At 62.8% G+C, this 22,543-nt stretch carries 20 protein-coding genes and 4 pseudogenes; 5 read left to right on the top strand and 19 right to left on the bottom strand.

The window, feature by feature from the left end:
• The first annotated feature begins 331 nt into the window (after positions 1 to 331).
• Positions 332 to 2,431 (top strand): protein kinase, encoded by a 2,100-nt coding sequence (locus AB3X98_RS01380; RefSeq protein ID WP_368603249.1) that lies wholly within the window; start codon positions 332 to 334, stop codon positions 2,429 to 2,431.
• A 171-nt stretch (positions 2,432 to 2,602) separates the two neighbouring features.
• Here the strand turns inward: AB3X98_RS01380 and AB3X98_RS01375 are convergent, their stop codons facing one another.
• The 9 genes and pseudogenes from AB3X98_RS01375 to AB3X98_RS01335 all read right to left on the bottom strand — a co-directional run bounded on the left by AB3X98_RS01375 (position 2,603) and on the right by AB3X98_RS01335 (position 9,153).
• Positions 2,603 to 3,298, bottom strand: a complete 696-nt coding sequence (locus tag AB3X98_RS01375; RefSeq protein WP_069262242.1) for a phosphatase PAP2 family protein — start codon at positions 3,296 to 3,298, stop codon at positions 2,603 to 2,605.
• A 255-nt stretch (positions 3,299 to 3,553) separates the two neighbouring features.
• On the bottom strand, positions 3,554 to 3,955 hold the full coding sequence (locus tag AB3X98_RS01370) for a DUF1488 family protein (protein WP_368603248.1): 402 nt from the start codon (positions 3,953 to 3,955) through the stop codon (positions 3,554 to 3,556).
• Positions 3,956 to 4,104: 149 nt separating this feature from the next.
• Entirely contained in the window at positions 4,105 to 4,602 is a 498-nt protein-coding gene (locus tag AB3X98_RS01365; protein ID WP_141710577.1) for a hypothetical protein, read from the bottom strand.
• Between the two features lie 575 nt (positions 4,603 to 5,177).
• Positions 5,178 to 6,677 (bottom strand): annotated as a pseudogene (locus AB3X98_RS01360) (phospholipase C); the annotation flags it as partial.
• 68 nt (positions 6,678 to 6,745) lie between these two features.
• Positions 6,746 to 6,988, bottom strand: coding sequence for a pentapeptide repeat-containing protein (locus AB3X98_RS01355; RefSeq protein ID WP_368603265.1), 243 nt, complete (start codon positions 6,986 to 6,988; stop codon positions 6,746 to 6,748).
• Positions 6,989 to 7,048: 60 nt separating this feature from the next.
• Positions 7,049 to 7,975: a serine/threonine dehydratase family protein gene (locus AB3X98_RS01350; protein WP_368603247.1), complete on the bottom strand. Its 927-nt coding sequence runs from the start codon at positions 7,973 to 7,975 to the stop codon at positions 7,049 to 7,051.
• A 116-nt stretch (positions 7,976 to 8,091) separates the two neighbouring features.
• Positions 8,092 to 8,181, bottom strand: a pseudogene (locus AB3X98_RS01345) (AraC family transcriptional regulator); the annotation flags it as partial.
• Positions 8,182 to 8,270: 89 nt separating this feature from the next.
• Complete coding sequence (locus AB3X98_RS01340; RefSeq protein WP_176732829.1) at positions 8,271 to 8,444, bottom strand: hypothetical protein; 174 nt, start codon at positions 8,442 to 8,444, stop codon at positions 8,271 to 8,273.
• A 442-nt stretch (positions 8,445 to 8,886) separates the two neighbouring features.
• Positions 8,887 to 9,153 (bottom strand): hypothetical protein, encoded by a 267-nt coding sequence (locus AB3X98_RS01335; protein ID WP_133187158.1) that lies wholly within the window; start codon positions 9,151 to 9,153, stop codon positions 8,887 to 8,889.
• Between the two features lie 121 nt (positions 9,154 to 9,274).
• On the opposite strand from AB3X98_RS01335, the gene AB3X98_RS01330 reads away from it, so the two are divergent.
• Positions 9,275 to 9,805 (top strand): isochorismatase family protein, encoded by a 531-nt coding sequence (locus AB3X98_RS01330; protein ID WP_368603246.1) that lies wholly within the window; start codon positions 9,275 to 9,277, stop codon positions 9,803 to 9,805.
• A 19-nt stretch (positions 9,806 to 9,824) separates the two neighbouring features.
• On the opposite strand, the gene AB3X98_RS01325 is transcribed toward AB3X98_RS01330, so the two are convergent.
• The 3 genes from AB3X98_RS01325 to AB3X98_RS01315 all read right to left on the bottom strand — a co-directional run bounded on the left by AB3X98_RS01325 (position 9,825) and on the right by AB3X98_RS01315 (position 12,224).
• Positions 9,825 to 9,965, bottom strand: a complete 141-nt coding sequence (locus AB3X98_RS01325) for a hypothetical protein (RefSeq protein WP_176732828.1) — start codon at positions 9,963 to 9,965, stop codon at positions 9,825 to 9,827.
• Positions 9,962 to 11,191 carry an MFS transporter gene (locus tag AB3X98_RS01320; protein ID WP_069262237.1) on the bottom strand — a complete coding sequence of 410 codons (1,230 nt, stop codon included), beginning with the start codon at positions 11,189 to 11,191 and terminating at the stop codon, positions 9,962 to 9,964. Before AB3X98_RS01320 ends, AB3X98_RS01325 begins: the two co-directional genes overlap by 4 nt.
• A gap of 112 nt (positions 11,192 to 11,303) precedes the next feature.
• The gene (locus tag AB3X98_RS01315) at positions 11,304 to 12,224 is read right to left on the bottom strand and encodes a LysR substrate-binding domain-containing protein (RefSeq protein ID WP_368603245.1); all 921 of its coding nucleotides are present in this window, start codon (positions 12,222 to 12,224) and stop codon (positions 11,304 to 11,306) included.
• Positions 12,225 to 12,319: 95 nt separating this feature from the next.
• On the opposite strand from AB3X98_RS01315, the pseudogene AB3X98_RS01310 reads away from it, so the two are divergent.
• A pseudogene (locus tag AB3X98_RS01310) lies at positions 12,320 to 13,225 on the top strand (alpha/beta fold hydrolase); the annotation flags it as partial.
• On the opposite strand, the gene AB3X98_RS01305 reads toward AB3X98_RS01310, so the two are convergent.
• The 5 genes and pseudogenes from AB3X98_RS01305 to AB3X98_RS01285 all read right to left on the bottom strand — a co-directional run bounded on the left by AB3X98_RS01305 (position 13,177) and on the right by AB3X98_RS01285 (position 18,699).
• Positions 13,177 to 14,115: a DMT family transporter gene (locus AB3X98_RS01305; RefSeq protein WP_368603244.1), complete on the bottom strand. Its 939-nt coding sequence runs from the start codon at positions 14,113 to 14,115 to the stop codon at positions 13,177 to 13,179. The pseudogene AB3X98_RS01310 and the gene AB3X98_RS01305 overlap by 49 nt on opposite strands.
• 138 nt (positions 14,116 to 14,253) lie before the next feature.
• Positions 14,254 to 15,627, bottom strand: a complete 1,374-nt coding sequence (locus tag AB3X98_RS01300) for an LLM class flavin-dependent oxidoreductase (protein ID WP_342948242.1) — start codon at positions 15,625 to 15,627, stop codon at positions 14,254 to 14,256.
• Positions 15,628 to 15,676: 49 nt separating this feature from the next.
• Positions 15,677 to 16,486: a methyltransferase domain-containing protein gene (locus AB3X98_RS01295; RefSeq protein ID WP_342948241.1), complete on the bottom strand. Its 810-nt coding sequence runs from the start codon at positions 16,484 to 16,486 to the stop codon at positions 15,677 to 15,679.
• Positions 16,487 to 16,656: 170 nt separating this feature from the next.
• Positions 16,657 to 16,764, bottom strand: a pseudogene (locus AB3X98_RS01290) (sugar O-acetyltransferase); the annotation flags it as partial.
• 36 nt (positions 16,765 to 16,800) lie between these two features.
• Positions 16,801 to 18,699 (bottom strand): potassium transporter Kup, encoded by a 1,899-nt coding sequence (locus AB3X98_RS01285; protein ID WP_342948240.1) that lies wholly within the window; start codon positions 18,697 to 18,699, stop codon positions 16,801 to 16,803.
• A 127-nt stretch (positions 18,700 to 18,826) separates the two neighbouring features.
• Between AB3X98_RS01285 and AB3X98_RS01280 the strand changes: the two genes are divergently transcribed.
• Positions 18,827 to 20,101 (top strand): divalent metal cation transporter, encoded by a 1,275-nt coding sequence (locus tag AB3X98_RS01280; RefSeq protein ID WP_342948239.1) that lies wholly within the window; start codon positions 18,827 to 18,829, stop codon positions 20,099 to 20,101.
• Here the strand turns inward: AB3X98_RS01280 and AB3X98_RS01275 are convergent.
• Positions 20,087 to 20,242 carry a hypothetical protein gene (locus AB3X98_RS01275; protein WP_368603243.1) on the bottom strand — a complete coding sequence of 52 codons (156 nt, stop codon included), beginning with the start codon at positions 20,240 to 20,242 and terminating at the stop codon, positions 20,087 to 20,089. The two genes, AB3X98_RS01280 and AB3X98_RS01275, sit on opposite strands and share 15 nt — an antisense overlap.
• 367 nt (positions 20,243 to 20,609) lie before the next feature.
• On the opposite strand from AB3X98_RS01275, the gene AB3X98_RS01270 reads away from it, so the two are divergent.
• Positions 20,610 to 20,822, top strand: coding sequence for a hypothetical protein (locus AB3X98_RS01270; protein ID WP_069262228.1), 213 nt, complete (start codon positions 20,610 to 20,612; stop codon positions 20,820 to 20,822).
• A gap of 161 nt (positions 20,823 to 20,983) precedes the next feature.
• Here AB3X98_RS01270 and AB3X98_RS01265 read toward each other — a convergent pair whose 3' ends face one another.
• Entirely contained in the window at positions 20,984 to 22,483 is a 1,500-nt protein-coding gene (locus tag AB3X98_RS01265; RefSeq protein WP_368603242.1) for an MFS transporter, read from the bottom strand.
• Positions 22,484 to 22,543: the final 60 nt, after the last annotated feature.

Genomic DNA, 22,543 nt, shown 5'->3' with positions numbered 1-22,543 from the left:
CTGATGGTGGAAGCCCAACAGCGCTGGGCGCGCTCGTTGGATTCGCTGCAACACGTGCGAGCCAAAGGCCTGGTTCAGGCACCGATTGCACTGCGCCGTGCCGCAGATTAATCTCTCATCAGACCTTGTTGCATGGTTGCAGGCGCGCGCCGGCTGAGATCACGGTGCGCGCAGGTCCGGCGGCGACTCTGTATGCTTTAAAGATGACGAGACCGCGCTGCAGCGGACTCGACGGGGATCGCGGCAGCAGCTACACGCGGCGCGATCGTGCGCCGGGAACGTGTGACGCAAAGCGCCTCGGCCATCCTGAAGCTGAGTTGAAGGCATACGAATGATGAGCCTTGCGCAGCTGATCCAGACATTCCAGAGCGGGGCGCTCTCACGCGAGGCGTTCTTCGCCGAGATCGACCACGTGCTCGCGGTCGACGCGGCCAATTGCGCTCGCCTGCGCGAAGCGGTGGACGCGACGCAAACGGTCCATCCGCTGCCCGATGCCGTGTATGCCGAGGTCCTGCGCCGCATCGAACATCGCCAGGACAACGCGGCGGCCGTCGACGACTCCACTCGCATTCACGAAGCCCTGGCCGCTGCGCGTAGCGCCACCACAGGTGACGATGCGGACCACGTGAAGGGAATCGGCGATACGCTCAATGGTCGCTTCGTGCTCGAAGAATGTCTGGGTGTGGGTGGCATGGGCACCGTCTACAAGGCGCTCGATTTGCGCAAGCTGGAAGCTTCGGATCGCAAGCCTTATATCGCGATCAAGGTGCTGAACGTGCAGTTCCGCGGCCAGCCGACTTCGCTGATCGCATTGCAGCGTGAAGCCCGCAAGGCGCAAACGCTCGCGCACCGCAATATCGTCACGGTGTACGACTTCGACCGCGACGGGCCGCTCGTCTACCTCACGATGGAATATCTCTCGGGCAAGCCGCTCAGCAAGCTGCTGCGCGCGCCGGGTTTCGCGGGCATGCCATTCGAAAAGGCGCGGCCCATCATTGCCGGGATGGGGCAGGCGTTGGCCTACGCGCACGAGCGCGGCTTCGTGCATTGCGACTTCAAGCCCGCCAATGTTTTCCTCACCGACGGCGGCGATGTGAAAGTGATCGACTTCGGCATTGCGCGTGTGTTCCAGCGGCCCGAAGAAGATCCCGACGTCACTGTGTTCGATCCCGCGACGCTCGGCGGCATCACGCCCGCCTATGCGAGTCCGGAGATGTTCGAGCATCGGGAGCCGGACCCGCGCGACGATGTCTATGCGCTCGCCTGTGTGACCTATGAACTGTTGACTGGCAAGCACCCGTTCAATCGCAAATCGGCCACGCAGGCACGCAGCGACAAGATGCGCGCTGAGCGAGCGCCTGGCCTCGATCGCGGCCAGTGGCGCACCTTGAGCGCGGCGCTTTCGTTTGACCGCGCCTCGCGCACTGCGAGCGTCAATCAGTTTCTCCAGGGCATGAGCGTGCTCAAGCATGCACCGGCGTTCCCGGGCGCGCGGGTTGGCGCCATTGGCGTGGGGGCGGTCGTCGTCGCTGCGGGGTTATGGGTAGGATATCGCGTGCTTTCGGGACATGGGCAAACGGGCGCGAGGCCCTCGATGGCCGCCATGGCGCCCGCTGGCGCGACGAAGGCGGCCTCGGAGGCGCCGGCCTCGCCGGTGCTTGCCGCAGCGCCAGCCGCGGTTGTGGCGAGCATGCCTGCCGCGAGCGGGGTTGCAGTGGTTCCCGCATCGAGTGCGCCGGTGGCCGACGCGGCGTCGATCGCCGCGCTGAACACGACGCTCGCGCGCATTCCGTGCTCGGCGCTTGCGGCGTCGCTGCCCGAGCACGTGGTCCAGGTGCGAGGCTTTGCCAACACGGGCGAGAACATGGCGTACGTTCACGACGCGCTCGCGCAAACGCCCGGAGGGCTAGCCGCGAAACTCGACGTGACCGCGGTGGAGAACCACAACTGTGAAGTCGTGAGCGCGTTCGCGCCATATTGGCGCGCCAATCATCTGGCTGGCGGCGGCGCGACGATCCATACCCGGCCACTCGACGCACGTCTGACGCAGGGCATGCCGCTCATCGTCGATATCACCACGCCGCATTACGAGTCATACGTCAACGTGGATTATTTCGCGCTCGACGGCAGTGTCGTCCATCTGGTTCCCAGCAATGTCGAGCGCGACAATCAGGCGCCCCCCGGCTTCTCGGCGACGGTCGGGGGATCGGGATACTGGCTCGTGGACAAGCCGTTCGGCACGGAGATGATCGTTCTGCTGATCACGCCGGCACCGTTGTTCGATGGGCTGCGTCCGGCTTCGGAGTCTCGCTCGGCTTACCTCGCGGCAGTGGGGCAGCAGTTGAAACAGATGGAAGCACACTACGGCGAAGGGCGTATCGTTGCCGATTTCGTGCAGATCACGACGCACGCGCGCAGTGATGCACAGTAGTGCGAACTAGTGCACTGCGAGGGTCGTCACTCCCCCGTGATTGATTTCATCGCACCGAACGCCCAGCAGATGCGTTGCCATCGAGACGATGCCTGTTGCCATCACCATCGTGAAAGCGGTGGGCGGAAAACCCGGCAGCCAGGATTGGCGTGGACTCGACGCCGGCATCTGTCATGTCGCCGTGTGCCATACGGAATGGGCCAGGCGCAGAAGATCGTCGAACTGTGTGACCAGTTCGAAACAGAGCAGAAAACCGACCGCCGCGACCGGCCCAGGGTAGCGCATGACGTAGCGCATGAAGGGTTTGACCGTGCGCCGTCTCACGGCTCTGCGCGTCATGATCCAGGTGATCACGATGCCGATGAAGGCACCGACGAGCAGATCCGTCGGGTAGTGATAACCCAGGTACGCACGCGGAAAGCAGACAAATGCCGCGACAGACAGAAACGCAAGAATGCCGATGCCTCTCCAGACGAGGAAGATCCCCATTGCCACTGCCGTCCACAGCATCGCGTGATCGCTTGGAAAGGAACTCCAGTGCATCAGCCCGGCAAGCTGTACGGGCGACGAGGCGAAATGCAGATTCAGCCCCGGTGTGAATAGCGGCCGCTCCCTGTACGGCAGAATGCGCGCAAGCAGGCGCCCCACCGCGAGTGCAATCAGGCCGCTCGCCAGCGTGGCGAGTACGATCTCGCGGCGCCAGCCGCGCCGCTCGTGTGGCTGGAACCAGATCCACCACAACAACGGGATCAACAGATAGCCCTTGAACGTGTAGAAGTCGGCAATTACCCCAATGGCGTAATTGACCTGTTGAGGAAGCTGGAGTTGAGTGAGGGCTCCCAGAATGACGGTATCGAAGCTGTTCATTATTGTGGCCATCCCGCTGATGAATTCGTGAGAAGGGCGGTCTCGAACAGAATCCTCAACCGCCTCCGTGCCACATACGCAAGGCATTTTTCATGTTCTTTTCAAGCCAGCGCACACGGTGAAAGCAGTTCGCAGCGGCGAGCTGCTGCGATGCAATCTCATACGTGCGCATATAGCGTGCCTTGGATCACACTGCAGTGCGTCAAGGACCCGGCGGCATTCGTATTCAAGGAAATCAGATCGCGGTGCGCGCCCTCACGTCAACGCACTTCCAGCTTCTAGAGGGGCCATGTCTGACGGTAGGCATGCGCTCGTGATTGCCATCTCGTCGCGTCGGGCAGCTTCCAGGAATACGCCGTTGTGCCTGATGTCGGCTTCGGTCGTTTCTGGCCTGTATAAGCAGTCTCGCAAGAAAAGCTGGCAGCGTCCAGCGGAGATCCGATGGGGAAGAATTTGTCTTGTGATTGATTCGATCTCCTTCCTATGTGTTGCGAAGGCCGCTAACAGGCCGGCGCGGCCCGAGCGCGCACGAAAATAGTCTTCCAGGGCCTCCGGAGATATTTCGCACATGACCCAAGTGCCGTCGACGACGGCGCGATACCGGATCGTGCCACTCGCGTGGTAGAAGGCTTCTTCATCTGGGAATTGTATAAACACGGTCGCATACCTCTTTGACTGCCGGACCTGCCCTCAGCAACTGGTGTTCCTCGCACGTCTGATGAAGCGCTGAAAGCCTGCATCACGAGTTCGCCGTTTGAATCGAAATCAATTCTCAGTTCGTTCACAGCAAATAATCCCGGACGATGCTAGTTACCCTGATCGGACGACGCGCTGCTGCTGTGGGGAGGCGATAACGGTCCGTAGCGAAGGTGTTGCGCCACCGACATGGGCACCTTGGGCGAGAACATGCCGACGATCGTGAGCGCATAAACGATCGCCGCGACGCCCGCCACAACGCGTACGGGGCGGGCGATCGCTGAATTGCCGAGGCCGATGTTGAGGTAGAACCAGATGCCGAGCAGCGCGAGCAGCAGCAGGCGCGGCATGGGCTTCCAGCCGTCGCGCCCGACTTCGGAGATAGACCAGACGAGTGCCGCGACGAGCGTGAAGAAGACGCTCCAGACGCCCGCCGAGCGGCTTCGCACCATGAGGGTACCCGAGCCGATCAGCGCGAGGCCGGTGACGACGTAGTAGGGCGTGGAACCCATTGCGACGAGCCAGCCGCCAAGCACAGCGAAGGCGGCGCCCACCAGTACCAGGACCTCCCCCGTCTCGGCAGGAGAGGCCTCGTGTCGGTTCGACATAGAAGAGCCCCCGCTCATGCAAATGTCAGGCATCGCGTCGCACAACTCCAAACGCCGTCAGGGTCTCTGTGGGCCATCCGGCAATCGGCGTACACGGCAACGCGCTTCGCTCGTGTTGCAATCGCCGTACCTTCCCGAGCATCAGAAAATTTGCAAGGGTCTGTGTAAAGGCGCGGCGTTATTCATTCGATACATAGCGCCACGTTTTTATCTCGGGCTGTGACCGAAGCCACAATCAGATATAGCGCTGACGGCGCGCTGGGGCGCTTGCATGGTAACCAGCAAATGAAGGGGAGACAGATTTGGATTCCAAATCAACCATATGAACTATCGAGAGGCTGAAAACTGAGGGAACGAAACGACGCGACGCGTTGACATATCTACAAGAAGTCAGTGTAGAAATGGCGCGTACTGCATCGTTTACCCTTGCATTGAATCGAAATCAAAACTGGAATGGTGAGAGCTTTCGAACTCCGCGCTGTCTGGCGCCAGACCTTCGCGGGCCGGTCGACTGGCAGCCCCGTCGGCGGGTCGAGAAACAGCTTGCGCTGCGCGATGTCTTCGTAGCGGCGGCCGAAGTCGAACATGCCCATGATGCTGCCGGCCTTGCTGTCGAACGACCCCCCGCCGATACGTTCTCCGTCGAGCCAGTTGTCTTCGATGAAGCGAACGACCGACGACTGGTCGATCAACGTATGGTCGACGTAATTCTCTTTCGCCCAGGGCGAAATGACGAGAAACGGAATGCGTGCACCCGGGCCGCAGCGGCCGTTCACGGGTTTGCCGTTCACGCCGTCCTGCGCGGAGCCGGTACCGCATTTTCCATGACCGTTGAGGTGATCGGCGAACGAATCGTATGACGCGCTCGTCGGCGATGCGTACGCGTGGTCGTACCAGCCATCCGAGTCATCCCACGTCACGACGATGGCGGTGCTGGTCCAGTCCGGCTGGCGCTGCAGAAAGTTGACGACCTTCGCGACGAACGCCTGTTCGTCGAGTGGATCCGAATAGCCCGCGTGACCGTCCTGGAAGGCGGGAGCCTTGAGGAAACTCACGGCCGGAAAGTTCCCGGCGCTCACCGCGCCAAAGAAGTCGTCGGAATCGTACTGATGATTGGCGGGGTCCGGGGTCCGGCCATCACGTTCCAGGGTATGCCCGATCGCCTCGATCGAACTCGGGCGTAAATGTTTCGGGTTCGACGTCGAGGCGTAGTACTGGAACCAGTTGTGGTGTGGAACGTAGTCCTCCTTGGCAGCACCGACGACTGCCGATAGCGTGCTGCGCCTGCACGCGGTCGTGCCATTGCTGTTCACGGTCTCGAGGTTGAAGCCGCCCATGAAGCCGCCCCACGAAATATTGCGGGCGTTCAGGAGGTCGCCGATGTTTCGGCCCGTCATCATGACGGTGTCGCGCTGGCTCGAGCATTGGTCGAAGGCGGGATCGACGTCGTCGATCAGCGTGAAGCCGCCCTGTCCGTCGTTCACGTAGTAGGAGCCCGGGACCGAAGGCTTTTTCGTCGTGAGCACGGGCCTCACGCCGTTGGTCTGACCCGAGACCACCTCCAGCGCGCCTGGCGTCGACGGGCCATAGGTCGACGACCAGGCATTGTCGCTCATCGCGAATCGCTGCGCGTAATTCCACAGCGCCGTGACCGTGTTGCCGTCGTAATAGCCCATGACCTCGCCACTGTTTCCGGACCCGCCGTCCCGGTCGCTCTTACCTTTGCCCGTGTACTTCGGGAACAGATCGACGGCGCCGTTGTCGTAGGCTTGCTGTTCTGCCGCATAGGCGTGATCCTGGTCGGCGGTCGCCGCTTGTGTACGGTCGATGCGGAACGGGTTCGCTGCGCCCGCGCCATTGGCCGGATTCGTGGCATTCGGATTTCTGGAGAGGAGGGGTCCAGAGAGGCCGTTCACCGCGGGCGTACCGGGCAGTGCGTTGAACGCCGGTTCGTCTGAAGGATTTGCCGCATGCGGATAGGTGGCAAAGTAGTGATCAAACGAGACATTCTCTCCATAGATCACGACCAGGTGCTTGATCGGAGTGGCAGTAGGAAGGTCGTTCGGCCGATTCATGTGCTGGTCGTCATTTGCACCCCATGCAATGTGTAATGAGAATGCCGCGGCTATGAGCAAACCAAGCGCTAGATGACGCCAGTGCATGTCGAGCTCCTGTAAGTTGCGTTCCTCGTAGCGCAATGGGAGTTCCCGGCTGACGTTGCCGCGGCGATCGCAAGCGAGGGCCAGCTCGCGCTGGCCCTCGCCGGGTTACAACACGCGCAGGCCGCGAGATGCTGGAGCACATTGGAGAGTCGAAAGCCGCTTAGGTCTACAGACCGTAGGTCCGCGCCATCAAGGCGGCTGTCGCGTAACTGTGCGTTGCGCAGGCTGCCGCTTCGAACACGGCGCCGCGAAGATCCTATCGTTTCCGCCGCTGCGGCACCAGGTCATCGGCTATCTGCCTCGCTTGCCCACGCGCGTATCTGATCGATGGTGGCCGTCGCGCCGCCGCATACGACAACCAGAATATTCCGGTATTTGGCAAACGCGGGATGCCTCTCGTAGGCGACGGACAGCGCTGCGCCGCAGGCCGGCTCAACCAGAATGCGGTGATCCGCAAGAAAGCGCTCGCAGGCAGCGAGTGCGCTGGAGTCCGATACGACGAGACTGTGGACAGGGTGCTCGCGCACGCAGCGCAAGGCCTGCTCGCACACCCGCTTGGCGCCGAGCGAAGTGGCGACGCTGGAGATACAGGGCAATGCCACCGTATGACCCGCCTCGACAGCGGCATGAAGCGAAGCGGCGCCATCGGTTTCGACGGCCAACACCGGCACGTCGTGCCAATGATTGCGCTGGAGGCCCTCCACGGCGCCACAAAGCAGGCCGCCGCCGCCAACGGAAAGCACGATGGCATCGGGTTTGAAGCGGGCCTGGGCAACTTCATCGATCATCGAGGCATGGCCGTGCCACAGCAGTGGATCGTCGAAGGGATGCAGAAACGCGTCCGTCGCGCCCAGCAAGGTCTGCGCGAACTGGTTGGCCTCTTGCCAGGAACTGCCGTGCACCACGACCTCTGCAGCTTCCAGGCGGAGCAACTCCCTGGCGCGTTCCGTCGTCGTTTCCGGCACCACGACAAGCACGGGAATGCCCAGGCGCCGGCCCGCATAGGCCACGGCAAGACCCGCATTTCCCCCGGACGACGATACGAAACGCTGCGCGCCACGGCTTTGGTGAACGGCGCAAGCGTGGCCGATGCCCCGGATCTTGAACGATCCACATGGCTGCAAAGCGTCGAGCTTGAGCCACACGGATTGTTCACCAGGGACGCTCAGGGCGCGCGACTCCACCAACGGGGTTTCGAAGTGCAGATGCATTGCAATGGGCTTCCAGGATTGCGATCGGACCAACCGTTCTTCTGCTGATCCTAAAGAGGAAGAGAGAGTCTGGCTTGTAAATTATTGACGCGTGAGGCGAGCGAAGGCCCATCGGCTCAGTATGCAGACGGGGCCACGCCAAACGCGTGACGGAACGCCCTGTTGAAATGACTTTGATCGTAAGCCCCGACGCCTTGGGCACGCTTGTGAGCGAAGGTCACGAGTTTTGCCGGTCCTGGTTTTGCCGTGTGAGGCGCATTCCGTCTGCACGCACCCGTGACTCGCTCGTGTATGGCTACGTCGACCGGTCGCGATTGCGCGCGCGCGTGGCGCCCGTGATCACCGCGACGCCGAGCAGTATCACCGCTACGATCTCGATGATGTGCACCGCAACATGCAGCGCCATCAATGCCCACGCCACGCCGCCAATGAAAATGATCCATCCGATCAGATAGATGAGCAGAGTCATCGTTCTTCTCCTTGTGGTTTCGGCCTGGGTGCAGTGCAAACAACGCCATTGGCGAAAGAGCGGTCCCCCGCCTTTCACCGGGCGAAAAAGGTCGAAGCACATTGCGCGCCTGACTTCGCCATGGCGCGCGGAGCAGCTGGCGCTGATAAATCGACCCGCATTATAAGGATCACGAACGGATTTGATCATGCAGGACGCGCATGCGGTAGCCGAACGCACGCAAGGCGTAGCGTCACCCGCGCCGTCGCTGCGTGCGTTGTTGTGCTCCGCGCTGACAGCGCAGGATGGTGTGCCGATAAGGTTTGCTAACCAACCATAACGGCAGTCTTGATAAACGGACGGACGCGGACGGCAAGTCGCGCCTCAGAAGCCTGTTGCTTCCAGCAGGCTTTTATCCGGGCAACGACAGCAGACCGTTTGGCAGGAACGGCGCGCGGGCTAGTTAGTGCCCATGCGCCTCGCGGAAACCGGCGTCCTTTTCGAGTCGGCGGCCGTGGCTACCGACGTGGAATCCCGCTGAGATCACAAACAGGACTCCGGCGAAAGGCCAGATATAGATTGCCAGCGAGAAGCAAACCCAAATCGCTTCTTGTGGCGGATACGCCTGGAGTGCCCAGACAAGACAGGCAACTGGCAACAGCATCAGACACAGCGCCGACCGGGTGAGAAAGGTGGCGGCTTTTGCTTTCTTTAGCGTCTCTGCTTGCATGCCTGGCTCCATAGGGAATGGCATTGGGACATAGAGTCGCACGGTGACCATTTGTCGCATACTTAGTAATATCCCTGACAGGTGCCATTTTCCGCACTGCAATCTCCGAAAAGGATGCGTGATGCTGCATAGCCTTTCCGAATCGATCGTAGTTCTTATCGACTTGCAATTGAGACTGATGCCAGCGATTCACGACGGCGAATCCGTTGTCGCTCATGCCATTCGGCTTGGGCGGATTGCTCGTGGTCTCGATGTTCCGGTCATCGGGACAGAACAGAATCCGGGCACACTCGGCGAAAACTCGCCGGAAATAAAGGACCTGTGCGCGAGAACTGTTGCAAAGCACCATTTCGACGCCACGGCCGATGGTCTGTTTGAAGCGCTGCCTGAAGGGCGAACCCGTGCCATCGTCGCGGGATGCGAGGCCCATGTCTGCGTATTGCAGACAGCGATGGGTTTGCTGCAGCGCGGTCTATCGGTCACTGTCGTTACTGACGCGACAGGCTCGCGGAAAGTCGCCGACAAAGAGACGGCCATTGCGCGGCTGAACAAAGCGGGCGCTGAAGTGGCGACGGTCGAGATGGTCGCGTTCGAATGGCTGCGCTCGTGCCAGCACCCGCGCTTTCGCGACATACTGCAGTTGATCAAGTAAGCGGCTACCAGCGGCGCGCTCATCTGCAAAACGCGGCGCCGGTGAGCAAGGCAAGCATCGTCGAAGGCGCGAGATACTCGACGAACGTCCAGACAATAAGCGTTACGAACGAAACGGCCAGCATGACCTGCATGATGCGCCAGGCCACGACCTCGCTCACGAAGGCTGGCCGGTGATCATGGTGCGCTGCGCGACCCGCTCGTCGTCGATCGGCAAGTGCATCAATCCCGCGATGACGCCAAGCGCAATCGAGCCCTGCCAGAGCAGGCCGTAGCTATGCGTCGCGTCGAACACCACGCCGCCCAGCCAGACGCCGAAGAAACTCCCGATCTGATGCCCGAGAAATACGAAGCCGAAGAGCGTCGAGATATAGCGCACGCCGAACATCTGCGAAACGATCCCGCTCGTCAGCGGCACGGTGCCGAGCCACATGAAGCCCATCGCGAACGCGAACACGTAAAGCGTGAGGGGCGATAGGGGCAAGGCGAGGAACAGCGCCATTACGCCCGCCCGTGCGAAGTAGATCGCCGAGAGCAGATACTTGCGCCGCAGAAACCCCCCTGCGTAACCGCAGAGAAACGTGCCTGCCGTGTTCGCCAGCGCAATCAGCGCGAGCGCCAGGCTCGCTTCGCGCGCGCTCATGCCCTTGTCGAGCAAATACGCCGGCAGGTGCGCGCCGATGAACGCGAGCTGGAAGCCACACGACAAAAAGCCCAGATTGAGCAGCCAGAAGCCGCGATGCGCGAACGCCTTTCCGAGCGCTCGGCGCAGGGTGTCGTGCGTATCGATCGCGCCGCTACGCTGCAGCGGCCGATCGCGCAGCCATGCCGCGAGCGGCGCGCTGGCGAGCATCATGGCGGCGAGCACGAGAATGGCCGTGACCCAGCCGAACCTGCCGATCATCCCTTGAGTGAGCGGCACGATGCAGAACTGGCCCACGCCGCCGAACATACCCGCCACGCTCAGCGCCCAGCTGCGCTGGTCGGCTGCAAAGAGCCGCGAGAGCGCGCCGTAGACGGCGCCGAAAGCCGTTCCGGACAATGCCACGCCGAGCACCACGCCGACGCCAAACGTGTAGACGCCAGGCGTCGCGCTCAATGCCATCATCGCGAGGCCGAGCGCGTAGAGCAGGGCGCCCGCGAAGATCACACGTGCGGAGCCGAAGCGGTCGGAGATCATGCCCGTGAGCGGCTGTGCAACGCCCCACAGCAGGTTTTGCAACGCAAGCGCGAGGCCGAACGTCTCGCGCGACCAGCCGCGCTCGAGCGTGACAGGCAACAGAAAAAGCCCTTGCACGTTGCGCACGCCGAGCGCCGCACCCATCACGACGCCACCTGCGATCACGAGCAGCCAGCGGCGGCGCCATGCATCGTCCATCCCGGTCATCGTTCGCCTCCTCGCACTGGGCGCTTCGCTGTTGCGCAGCGTGGTGCCTAGTAGAGCGCGGGAAAGCGGGCTGGCTCAAGTGAGTTTTCGGCACGCTTCGCATGTGTACAGCTCATGCGACATGGTTTTGGCGAGCCTGATCGACGATCCAGTCGATGACGGCGCGCACGTCGTCGCGCGGCGCTTCGTCGGCCTGATGCAGCCAGTAGGCATAGCCAGTCGGACCCTCGGCGCGCGCATTGCCGATGGCGGCGAGCCTGCCGTCGGCAAGCAGCGGTTGCACGAGGGCAAGGCGCCCGAGCGCGATACCGCGGCCGGCGGTGGCGGCCTGAATGACCTGGTCGTACTGGTTAAAACGCAGCACGCCGCGAAGCGGAGCGCCGTCAAGGCCGCGCGCGCCCAGATGATCCGCCCAGCGCAGCATCGGGCGGCGCACGCCCTCGAATTCGAGCAGCACGTGGCGCGCGAGCGTGGCCGCGTCGAGCTTCTTCACGTTCAACGAAGGATGCGCGACCGGCAATACGTATTCGTCGTACAGATGCACAGCGCGATTGGCTGCCTCCGGCGCGATGCGGGCCGGCGCGTAGCGCAGGGCGAGATCGATGCCTTCTGCGCGCAGATCGAGCACCTTCTCTGAGGTCGCAAGGCGCAGATCGATATCGGGAAGCTGGCGTTGCAACTCGCCGATGCGCGGCAGCAGCCACAGTCCTGCAATGCCGATGCTGGCGGTGATCGTCACCGGCTGACGCGTTTGGGGCGCGGCCAGCGCGCCGACGATTTCCTGCATCTGCTGCACCGCGCCATCCGCAATGCGCAGCAGGCGCTCGCCCTCCGCTGTGAGCGCGATCGAACGATAGCCGCGGCTAAAGAGGCGCACGCCTAGCGCTTCTTCGAGCGCGGCGATCTGGCGGCTCACGGCGGATTGCGTCACGCACAGGTCGTCGGCTGCGAGCGTGATGCTCATGCGCCGGCCCACCGCGACGAAACCGCGAATGAGGTCGAGGGGAGGGAGTTTCACGAGCGGCACTGACATGCGTTTTCCTCATGCGAAAGCTGCGCAAAGATTGATTGATGCAGCGGGCAAGGTCAAGTGAAATCGATACTCCGGATTCTTCAGGGAGCACGCTCATGCATTCAGCCGATCCAGCCGAGGCACGTCCCATCGCTGTCGCCATCACTGCTGCCGATGGCTTTACGCTTCGCGCATATGTGTGGCGTCGTCACGCGCTGCCGAACGCGGACGCGTCGCGTCCGGTGGTCATCGTCAATTCGGCGACGTCGGTGCGCTGCCACTACTATTTCCGCTTCGGCGCATGGCTGCACCAGCAGGGTTTCGACGTGCTGGTCTACGACTACCGTGGCATTGGCGGCTCGCAGCCCGTCGCGCTCGCCACGCTCGATGCGAGCTGGCTGGAATGGGGAGAGCGCGATTTCGAAGCGGTGCTGCGCTACGCAAGAAGCCTGTTCCCTGGGCAGCCGATCGATGTCGTGGGGCATAGCATTGGCGGCTTCCTGATCGGGCTCGCGCCGTCGAATCATCTCATTCGACGCGTCTTCACCGTCGGCACGCAATACGCGTATTGGCGAGACTACGCGCCGCGCAGCATGCCGCTCATGCTCTGGAAATGGCATGTCGTGATGCCGGTTTTGACCGGCCTGATGGGCTATTTCCCCGCATCGTGGTTCGGATGGATGGAGGACACGCCGCGCGGCGTCGCGGGGATATGGAGCCGGGGCCGCGCCCGCTTTGAAGACACGCTCGGCGACGGAGTGCTCGCACGCACGCCCGAGCAGCGCACGGACATCGTCGCTCGTTTCGGCAACATGCGTGCGCCGATTCTCGCCGTGAGCTTCCACGACGATCCGTTCGGCACGATTCGCGCGATCGAACGCGCGCTGTGTTATTTCACACAGAGCCTATCGACGCATGTACGCATCGCGCCCGCGTCAATTGGCGAGCGCAGCATCGGACATTTCGCGTTTTTTCACTCACGATTCGAGCGCAGCCTGTGGCCGCTCGCGCGGGATTGGCTGGCCGATGGCAGCGTCATCGCGATGACTCCGGCAACGACGCACCCGAGCCCCAGCCACGCCGAGGTCGAAAGCGATTCACCGAGCCACGCAATGCCTATCGCCACGCCGATCGGCACGCGCAAATAGGCCTGCGCCGTCGTGCCGACCGAGCCGAGCGTCTGGACGAGCCGGAAGTAGATGACGAACGCGATCGCCGTGGAAAAGACGGCGAGTGCGATCAGCGCTGCGATCGATTGCAACGACGGATGAAGCGTCCACGGGCGGTCTAAGGCCAGGCTCACGGGGACCAGCAGTATCGCACCGACGATGAGAGACCCCGCAGCGGGTGCGACCGGCGAGAGCCCCTTGAACGAACGGCCGTAGATCGCCGCGCCGGCGTAGCAAACCGTCGCGGCGACGATCGCCAGCTGCGCAACGAGTTGCTGGCCGAGTCCTTCGAATGCACTCACGCCGACCACGAGGCATATGCCAGCGAGACCCGCGGCGACGCCGAACAGCTTGCGCGCGTTGACCTCTTCGTGGCGGGTAATCAGCCACGTGCCGAGGAACGCCATGACAGGCGAGGTCGAGTTGAGGATGGTCGCCAGACCGGCTTCCACCGAACGCTCGGCCCATGCGATCAAGGTAAAGGGAATCACGCTATTGAGCAGCGCCTGCACGGCGAAGCGACGCCACACGGCCGGGTCTCGCGGTACCGGAATGCGCTGCCACAGCATCCAGAACAGAAGGAGCGTTCCGGCAATCGACGTTCTCGCGGCGATGAGCGTCAACGGCGGGATGGTCGTCACGCCGACTCGAATGAACGTATAGGACGCGCCCCACAGCGTGGAAAGTGCGAGGAGCAAAAGCAGGTCGAGTCCGGCCGATTTGCTCGCGGTCGATGTTTGCATGCTGGGCGGTCGATTTCACGCGGACGCGGTGAGATTACGGGCCACGCTCCAGGGATAGAGCGCGTATCGACAGTATGCGGGCATCTTCGGTGCGAATATTTCGGCCTGGGGTGAAATGTGGATTGTCGATGAACGGAATCAGGAAGCGACGCGCAATGCGTCTTCGCGCTGCGTGGCGTAGCGGTTCGCGGGACGAGGCAGGCCAAGATGCTCGCGCAATGTGCGCCCCGTATATTCCGTGCGAAAAAGTCCGCGACGCTGCAATTCGGGCACCACGTACTGCACGAACTCGTCGAGGCCGCCAGGCAGCCAGGGCGACATGATATTGAAGCCGTCGGCGCCTTCCTCCTCGTACCATTGCTGAAGCTGGTCGGCAATGCTTTGCGGCGTGCCGATCACCTGTTGATGCCCGCGCGCGCCCGCAATTCGCAGATAGAGATCGCGTATGGTGAGGTTGTCGCGCCGCGCGAGATCGAGCAGCAAGCGTTGCCGGCTCTTGCCGCCGTTGGTTTCCGGCAGGTCGGGCACGGGGCCATCCACGGGATATTGCGAGAGGTCGAGGCCGCCCGACATGTTCGCGAGCAGCTGCAGTCCCACGCTCGGATGGATCAGCGCCTGCAACGCGTCGAACTTCTCCTGCGCTTCTTCCTGCGTGCGGCCGATCACGGGGAAAATGCCCGGCATGATCTTGAGATGCTCGGGGCGGCGGCCGTAACGCGCGAGCCGCCCTTTCACGTCGCGATAGAACTGCCTGGCTTCATCGAGCGTTTGATGCGCGACGAAAATCACTTCGGCGGTTTGCGCCGCGAGTTCCCTGCCGGCTTCCGAGGCGCCCGCCTGCACCACGACGGGCCAGCCTTGCGGCGAACGCGCCACGTTGAGCGGGCCGCGCACCTTGAAGTGCTTGCCGCGATAGTCCAGCGTGTGCAGCTTCTGCGGGTCGAAGTAGAGGCCGCTTGCCTTGTCGCGAATGAAGGCGTCGTCTTCCCAGCTGTCCCAAAGCCCGGAAACCACGTCGTAGAACTCTTTCGCGCGCTCGTAGCGCAAGGCGTGATCGAGATGCTTGTCGAGGCTGAAGTTGTGCGCTTCGGTTTCGGTGCTCGACGTCACGAGATTCCAGCCCGAGCGGCCGCCGCTCAGATAATCGAGCGAAGCGAATTTGCGGGCTACGTTATAGGGCTCGTTGAACGAGGTCGACACCGTGGCGATGAGCCCGATGTGCTTCGTGACCACCGATAGTGCGGAGAGCAGCGTGATCGGCTCGAAATGATCGGCGCGCGCGGTGCGCGAGAGCGAAGGCACATGGGTGTCGCGCACGCTCACGCTATCGGCGAAAAAGACGGCGTCGAATTTGGCGCGCTCGGCCGTTTGCGCCAGCTCGGCGTAGTGCGCGAAGTCGAGGCCGCCGGCTGCATGTGCATCGGGGTGACGCCACGCGGCGATATGGTGGCCCGTCTCCATCAGGAAGGCGCCGAGGCTCAATTGTCCCGCGCGTCGCGGTGCTGCGCTCATGTGTGCTCCTCGATTGTGGTTGGCGTTCGCTACGGAATGGAAGGCAGATTCAATGCGCGAGCGGCTTGTGCGCCGTGGCGATGATCATGCGCCGCGTGAGCGCATAGCCACGCGCGTTGCGATGGGGTTCGAGCGCGCCCGCGAGCCGTGCGCGTACGCGTGCGATGTCGTCGGGCGTGAGCGAGGCGAGGAAATTGCCGAACGAACTGGACCGGCTAAAGGCGAGCACGTCGTCGACGTTGTCGAAAGTGTCGCCGAAGGTGCGGATCTCGTTGTGCGTCACGTCGAAGCCGGCGCCCTGGAGCAGCGCTGCCGAGCGCTCGCGCGTGAGTTTGTTCGGCGCGCCGATTCCAGCGCGCTGCCATTCGGGCTCGCCAGCAAATAGCGCGCGCAGCACGACATGCAGGTCGTGTGGCGCTTCTTCGGGCATGGTCGTGAAGCCGATCCGGCCGCCTGGCTTGAGCACGCGCCACGCTTCGCGCAGCGCTTGCGCCTGATCCGGGATCCAGTGAATCACGCTGTTGAAATACACCACGTCGTAGTGCGCATCGGGCACCGTTTCCAGCGCTTCGGCGCGGCCGACGCGCGCGGCGAAGCGGCCCTGCGCGCGTTCGAGCGCGCGCTGCACGCGCAGCGGCAACGGATCGAGCCCGAGCACTTCGCCGTGTTCGCCCACGCGCTGTGCCGCCGATTCGGTGAGACGGCCCGTGCCGCAACCCACGTCGAGCACGCGTTCGCCTTCACGCAAGCCGAGCACGTCGAGCAGTTGCAGACCGTGATGAAACTGGCGAATGCCAAGCCGGTCGTATTCTTCGACGAGCGTGGCGGAATCGAGCTGAAGGCTGGGCGCGTTCGACATATCGTGGTCCTGACCAAAGTTTGGCAGGGCCATTCTTGCCGATCGGTTATCTCACCACAAACAAGCAATTGAGCTATTCATAGTAGCGCGAGCGCGTTCACGACGATTGCGCTGCTACAGCGGATTTTCAAACTGAGGGGGCAGTTCGTTACGCTCGTCGGTGGCAATCCCCGGTTGATCCTGGCCGTGATCGCCATCGCCCGTTTGAGGTTGGCCGTCATGGCCGCGGATTCCGGCGTTCGTCTGGCAATTATCGTGGTGCGGTCGTCGTTCACCATGCGTCGTTTTTCTCGAGTGATACGCCGGATCGTGCCTCAGAGGTTGATCTGTCCACCCATCTCGACAACCCGGTTCGCGGGGAGGCTGTAGTATTCGGCCGCCTGCGCTGCGTTGCGCGCCATGAACGCGAACAGCTTCTCGCGCCATAGCGACATGCCTTTGCTCTGTGCCGTTGCGAGGATCGTGTCGCGGGCCAGGAAGAACGACGTGGCCGCGGGTTCGTACTGCCACGTAGGTATCTGCTTCTGCACGAGCAGGAGCAGTGCCGGCACGTTGGGCATTTCCATGAAGCCGTGACGCGCGGCGACCGCATAGCAACCGTGCCCAAGATCGCTCACCGAGACTTTTTCGCTTTCGGGCACGTGCGGAACGTTCTCGGTCGTGCCGGCCAGAAAGATATTGGTCTCGTGCATCACGCCGTTATGCTTGAGATTGTGCAGGAACGCGCTCGGCGTCATGCCGGGCACGCCGCCTGGAAACACTGCCGTACCGCCCACGCGGGGAGGCGGGTGCGATCCATCGCACAAGGAGTGAATGAATGCCGGAAGCGGCAGGTTGTCGCTTTTCACGCGCTCGACGACCATCTCCCGCCCGCGATGCCATGTCGTCATGATAGTGAACAGCGCGCCGCCCGCCAGCAGCGGGAACCATCCGCCATCGAGGACCTTGCTCGCATTGCTCGCGACGAATATCGCATCCACGACGGCCAGCGGCCCGATCACTGCCAGCGTAGCGACCGGTTTCCAGTTCCACAGGCAGTGGGTGATGAAGTACATGAGCAGCGTCGTGAGCAGCATCGTCGAGGCGACGGCAATGCCATAAGCGGCCGCGAGATTGTCGGAAGACCGGAAGAACACGACGAGGAATACGACTGCCGCATAGAGCGAGATGTTGATGAACGGCACGTAGACCTGACCGACTTCGTGTGTCGAAGTGTGGACGACGGGGATGCGGGGCAGCAACCCGAGCTGGACAGCCTGCTTCGTCATGGAAAACGCGCCGGAAATGACGGCCTGCGAAGCGATGATCGTCGCGGCCGTTGCCAGCAGAACCAGCGGAAGCAATGCCCAGTCCGGCGCCTGGGAGAAGAATGGCTGCGTGAGCGCCGAAGGCTTCGACAGCACGAGCGCGGCCTGGCCAAAGTAGTTGAGGATGAGGCTCGGCAGCACGAGCAGCAGCCACGCGAGCCGGATCGGCGTCTTGCCGAAGTGTCCCATGTCCGCGTAAAGCGCTTCGCCGCCCGTCAACGCAAGGAACACAGAGCCGAGGACGACGAATGCCGTGCCGGGTGCATGTGCGATGAAGCTCAGGGCGTAAGACGGCGATGCGCCGCGCAAAATGCCGGGGTTGTGTGCGATATGAGCGACGCCGAGTACGGCAAGCGTCAGGAACCAGACGATCATGACCGGCCCGAAGACTTTTCCGACCGTGGCCGTGCCGTGTTTTTGAAGCTTGAACAGGCCGGTCAGGATCACGAGCGAGATCGGCACGACCCACGCGGCCAGATGAGGATCCACGAGTTCGACGCCTTCCACTGCCGAGATGACCGAAATCGCCGGCGTGATCATCGAGTCGCCGTAAAACATCGCGGCGCCGAATACGCCGAGCGTCAGCAGCACGGTGCGCAGGCGCACGGGCGCCACACGAGCGGCCAGCGCCGTGAGCGCCAGAATGCCGCCTTCGCGGTCATTGTCCGCCCGCATGACGAAGCTCACGTATTTGAGCGTCACGACAATGATGATCGACCAGAGGATCAGCGAAACGATCCCGAATACGTTGGTCTGGCTAATTCCGCCTGCGGCTTTCAGGCATTCGCGCAGTGTGTAGAGCGGGCTGGTTCCGATGTCGCCGAAAACCACCCCTATGGCGCCCAGAATCAGGGCGGCGGGGGCGTCAGTAGTTTGACTGGATGAACGCGCGGATATAGAGGCCATGGGTAAGGTAAATGAAAATCGACGTCCCTCGGGACAGGCTGCGGAGCACAAACGTCAGGCCTGGCGGCTCCCGACTCGCACGCTACAATCGCCCGACAGATACTACAGGCGCATCCTTTCAGAACGCATGACTCGTCTCCCGACGCTCAAGCAAACCGTTTCGCGTGGACTGCGGGGGCTCGCCCTGTGGGGCCCAGGTCTGCTCGTGATGCTGGCCGACTGCGACGCCGGCAACGTCGTGACGGCCGCGCAGGCCGGCGCGCAAACGGGGCTGCGGCTCTTGCCCGTGCTGCTTGCGCTGGTCCCGCTGCTCTACATGGTTCAGGAGCTGACCGTGCGCCTGGGCATTTTCACCGGGCGCGGTTATGGCGAACTCATCCGCTCGCGCTTCGGACCGGTTTGGGCCGCGCTCGCCGCGGCCGGACTGGTCGTGGCCGTGCTGGGGTCGCTCGTGACGGAGTTCACGGGCGTTGCCGGCGTGGGGGAAATGTATGGCGTATCGCGTGCCGTCACGCTGCCGCTCGCCGTCATTCTGTTGACCGGTATCGTCGTTACGGGCTCGCACAAGCGCGTAGACCGGATCGCGATTGCCATCGGCGCGTTCGACCTGACGTTCTTTGCCGTCGCATGGAGTGCGCGTCACAAACTTCAGGTCATGGTCCCGCAAATGACTCATCTGGCAGCGGGCGGCCGCGAAGCCGGCTACCTGGCGGCGGCGCTCATTGGCGCGACGTTCAATCCGTGGATGGTGTTCTATCAGCAGGCGGCGGTCGCGGACAGCCTCACGGCGAAGGACTTCACGTCGGCCAGAGTCGAGACGGCGGTTGGCGCCGTCCTCACGCAATTGCTGACGGCAGCGGTGCTCGTCGCTGCGGCGGCTACGTTGTCGGCGCATGGCGAGCCGCGCTCCCTCGGCAGTATCGGCGAAATCAGCAATGCGCTCGTTGCGGTAACGGGCCCGTTTGCGGGGCGCCTGCTCTTTGGCGCAGGCGTGCTCGGTGCGGCGCTGGTGGCCGCCATCGTGAGTTCACTCGCGCTGGCATGGGGGCTCGGCGATGTATTCGGGTACCGGGCCTCGCTCGATGACCGTCCCGGCCGCGCGCCCTGGTTCTACGGCGCGTATGCGCTAGCCGTTGCAGGCAGTGCCTGGGCTGTCTGGCTCGCACCCGACCTCGTTTCCCTGAACGTTGCCGCGCAAGTGGTCAACACGTTGATGTTGCCGCTCGTGTTGGGGTTGCTCGTCGCCCTGAGCCTCACCGCGCTCCCTCAACGGTATCGGCCTCGCGGGCTTTATTTGTGGCTTGTGGTTTTCGTGGGTGCGGTCGTGTGTGCCGCGGGTGTGTGGGGCGCGGTGCAGGGTTTGCGTCCTTTACGCGCGATCCCTGACTTACAGATTCTTTAATAATGCGTAGTAGACGGCGGCGAATACCAAGACGATGCCGATGTTCACGGCCAGCCGTAGCCAGAAGAGATTTTTCAGGAAAACCACATCCACGCCGACGATAACGGCTATCAACAACAAGATGTAAATCGCAACGTACACGTTTCTCATCGTTTCAATGGCCAGTCAAAAGGTCCCGGTGGCCAACTGCCAGAAGTCAGGATACGCCGGGACCGCGCGCCTCACAATCGCATACGTTTTCATTCGTTTCACAGCCTGGTGCGGCGCATCAGCCGGGGTCGTCCCATGCTGCCGGACGCTGGTTTCCGGGTTTCTGTTGTTTTGTTGCTATCTTGCTGAAATCGATGTTGCGAAAGGCTTTTCTGGCTATAGTTAAAGTGCTTTCTCAAACACTTGATGCGACGCGGTAAGAATTGCGCCTTGCATCAAGAGCGTTCGGTTTGCGCAGGGCGTTTTCGCGGTTTCCGGCGAAAAGGCTGCAAAACCAACCGATCTCTGGGAGGACCAGATGAGACGCACGAAGACGCAGTCACTGCGTTATCAGGTCGAAAAATGGCTCGCACCGACTTCGCCGGTGCATGTCACCGCGTTTGGCCATACCCCTTCCGGCAGGGCACGCTATGTGTGCGTGGAGACGCGCCAGACAACGGGTTTTCACGCGCTGTTCTTCTTTCAGCACGACGACGGTTACTGGAATGTATTTCCTCCCGTGGGTGAATAGCCGCTGCAAGGAAGAAAATATAATCAGACATCCAATATAAGCGAAAGCGTTTCACTGCATCGCCTGCTACTGGCTCCAGCAGGGCACCTGCCTCACGATCTGCGCGCTCCGCACCGTGCTCCGCGCAGATCGACTTCTGATAGCGAGGACTCCGGAGCAAATCACTGCGTATTGGTTTGTGTGCCGGTTTGTGTGCCGGGACCGTTTGCATGCGTGCGCCGATGCAACGGTCCCAGCGCGGTGGAGAGCAGCGCGCAGGGCAGCAGGATCGCGACGAGTGCGAACATCGTCGTCTTGAACGCATGTGCGTAGTCGATCATACCGGGCGCCGCGCCGAGCGTCGAGAAGAACAGGCCGCCTAGTGTGGCCGCGCCGACGGCGGCGCCGATCTGCAGCGTTGCCGTGACCATGCCCGAGGCGATGCCCGCGCGCTCGGGCTCCACTTCGGCCAGCACGATGCGCACGACGGAGGGCAAAACGAGCCCTTGGCCGATGCCGATCGCCGCGAGTCCGAGATAGAAACCGGCGCCGGGCTGTACCGCCCCCGCGAGCGCAGCCGCAATCGCGAGTCCGCCCGCGAGCATCACGAAGCCCAGCGTCAGCACGCGATAGCCGCCGAACCGGTGCACGAGGCGCGGCATCAGCAGCGGGCTGGAAAGAAAGCCGATGCCGAACGGCAGGATCGCGAGTCCCGAAGCGAGCGGCGTCCAATGCAGGCCGCCTTGCAGATAAATACCGTAGGTCAGGAAGAACGCGCTCATCGTATAGAAGAGGAACGCCAGCACGAGACCGAGCGCGATGACCGGATTGCGGAAGAGGCGCACATCGAGCAGGGGATCCTTGCCGTTGACGAGGCTGCGCCACTCGACGCGCAGCAGCAGACCGAGCATGGGCAGCGAGCCGGCGAGGCAGGCGAGCATCCACAGCGGCCAGCCCGACTCGCGTCCGCGCGTGAGCGGATAGACGAGCATCAGCAGAAACAGCGACAGCAGCAGGGTGCCCGGGACATCGATGCGCTTGCCGCGCGGCGGCCGGCTTTCCGGGATGAAGCGCCAGCTGCCGATGAGCGCGAACACGCCGATAGGCAGGTTGACGAGAAAGATCGCGCGCCATCCCAGACCGAACGGATGCAGGCTGATGAGCGCGCCGCCGCCAAGCTGGCCGATCACCGCGGCCACGCCGAAAACGAACGCGTAAAGCCCCATCACGCGCACCTGTTCGTGCGGCGTGAAAACGCTGCGGATCGTGGCGAGCACTTGCGGCGCGAGGGTCGCGGCGAACAGGCCTTGCAGGATGCGTCCGGCGACCAGTGCCGTGCCGCTGGTGGCCAGGCCGCAGAATGTGGAGGCGACGACGAAGCCCGCCATGCCCACCATGAAGATGCGCTTGCGGCCGTACAGGTCGCCGAGGCGCCCGCCCGTGATCAGCATGACGGCATTCGCGCACGCATAGGCCGAGACGACCAGCTGGAGTTCGGACGCGTTCGCGCCGAGTCCGTCGCGGATGGCGGGCAGCGCGAGGTTCACGATGAAATAGTCGAGCGGCGGCAGAATCGCGCCCACCAGCAAAACGACCAGCGCCCAGCCGTGATGGCCGTGGCTGGTATCGGCTGCGGCGGCGCGAGGCGCCACGGCACAGGCGGCGTACGTATTGTCAGACATGAGTGTGCTCAGCGATAAAGGGCCGGATTTCGTCAGGCTGCGCTATTCAGCACGCGCGCA

Origin of the sequence: Paraburkholderia sp. BR14312, from assembly GCF_040948675.1 — a bacterium.
Lineage (GTDB): Bacteria > Pseudomonadota > Gammaproteobacteria > Burkholderiales > Burkholderiaceae > Paraburkholderia > Paraburkholderia nodosa_A.
Note: the sequence above shows the minus strand (reverse complement) of the source record. Positions and strands in the feature narration are given on the sequence as shown.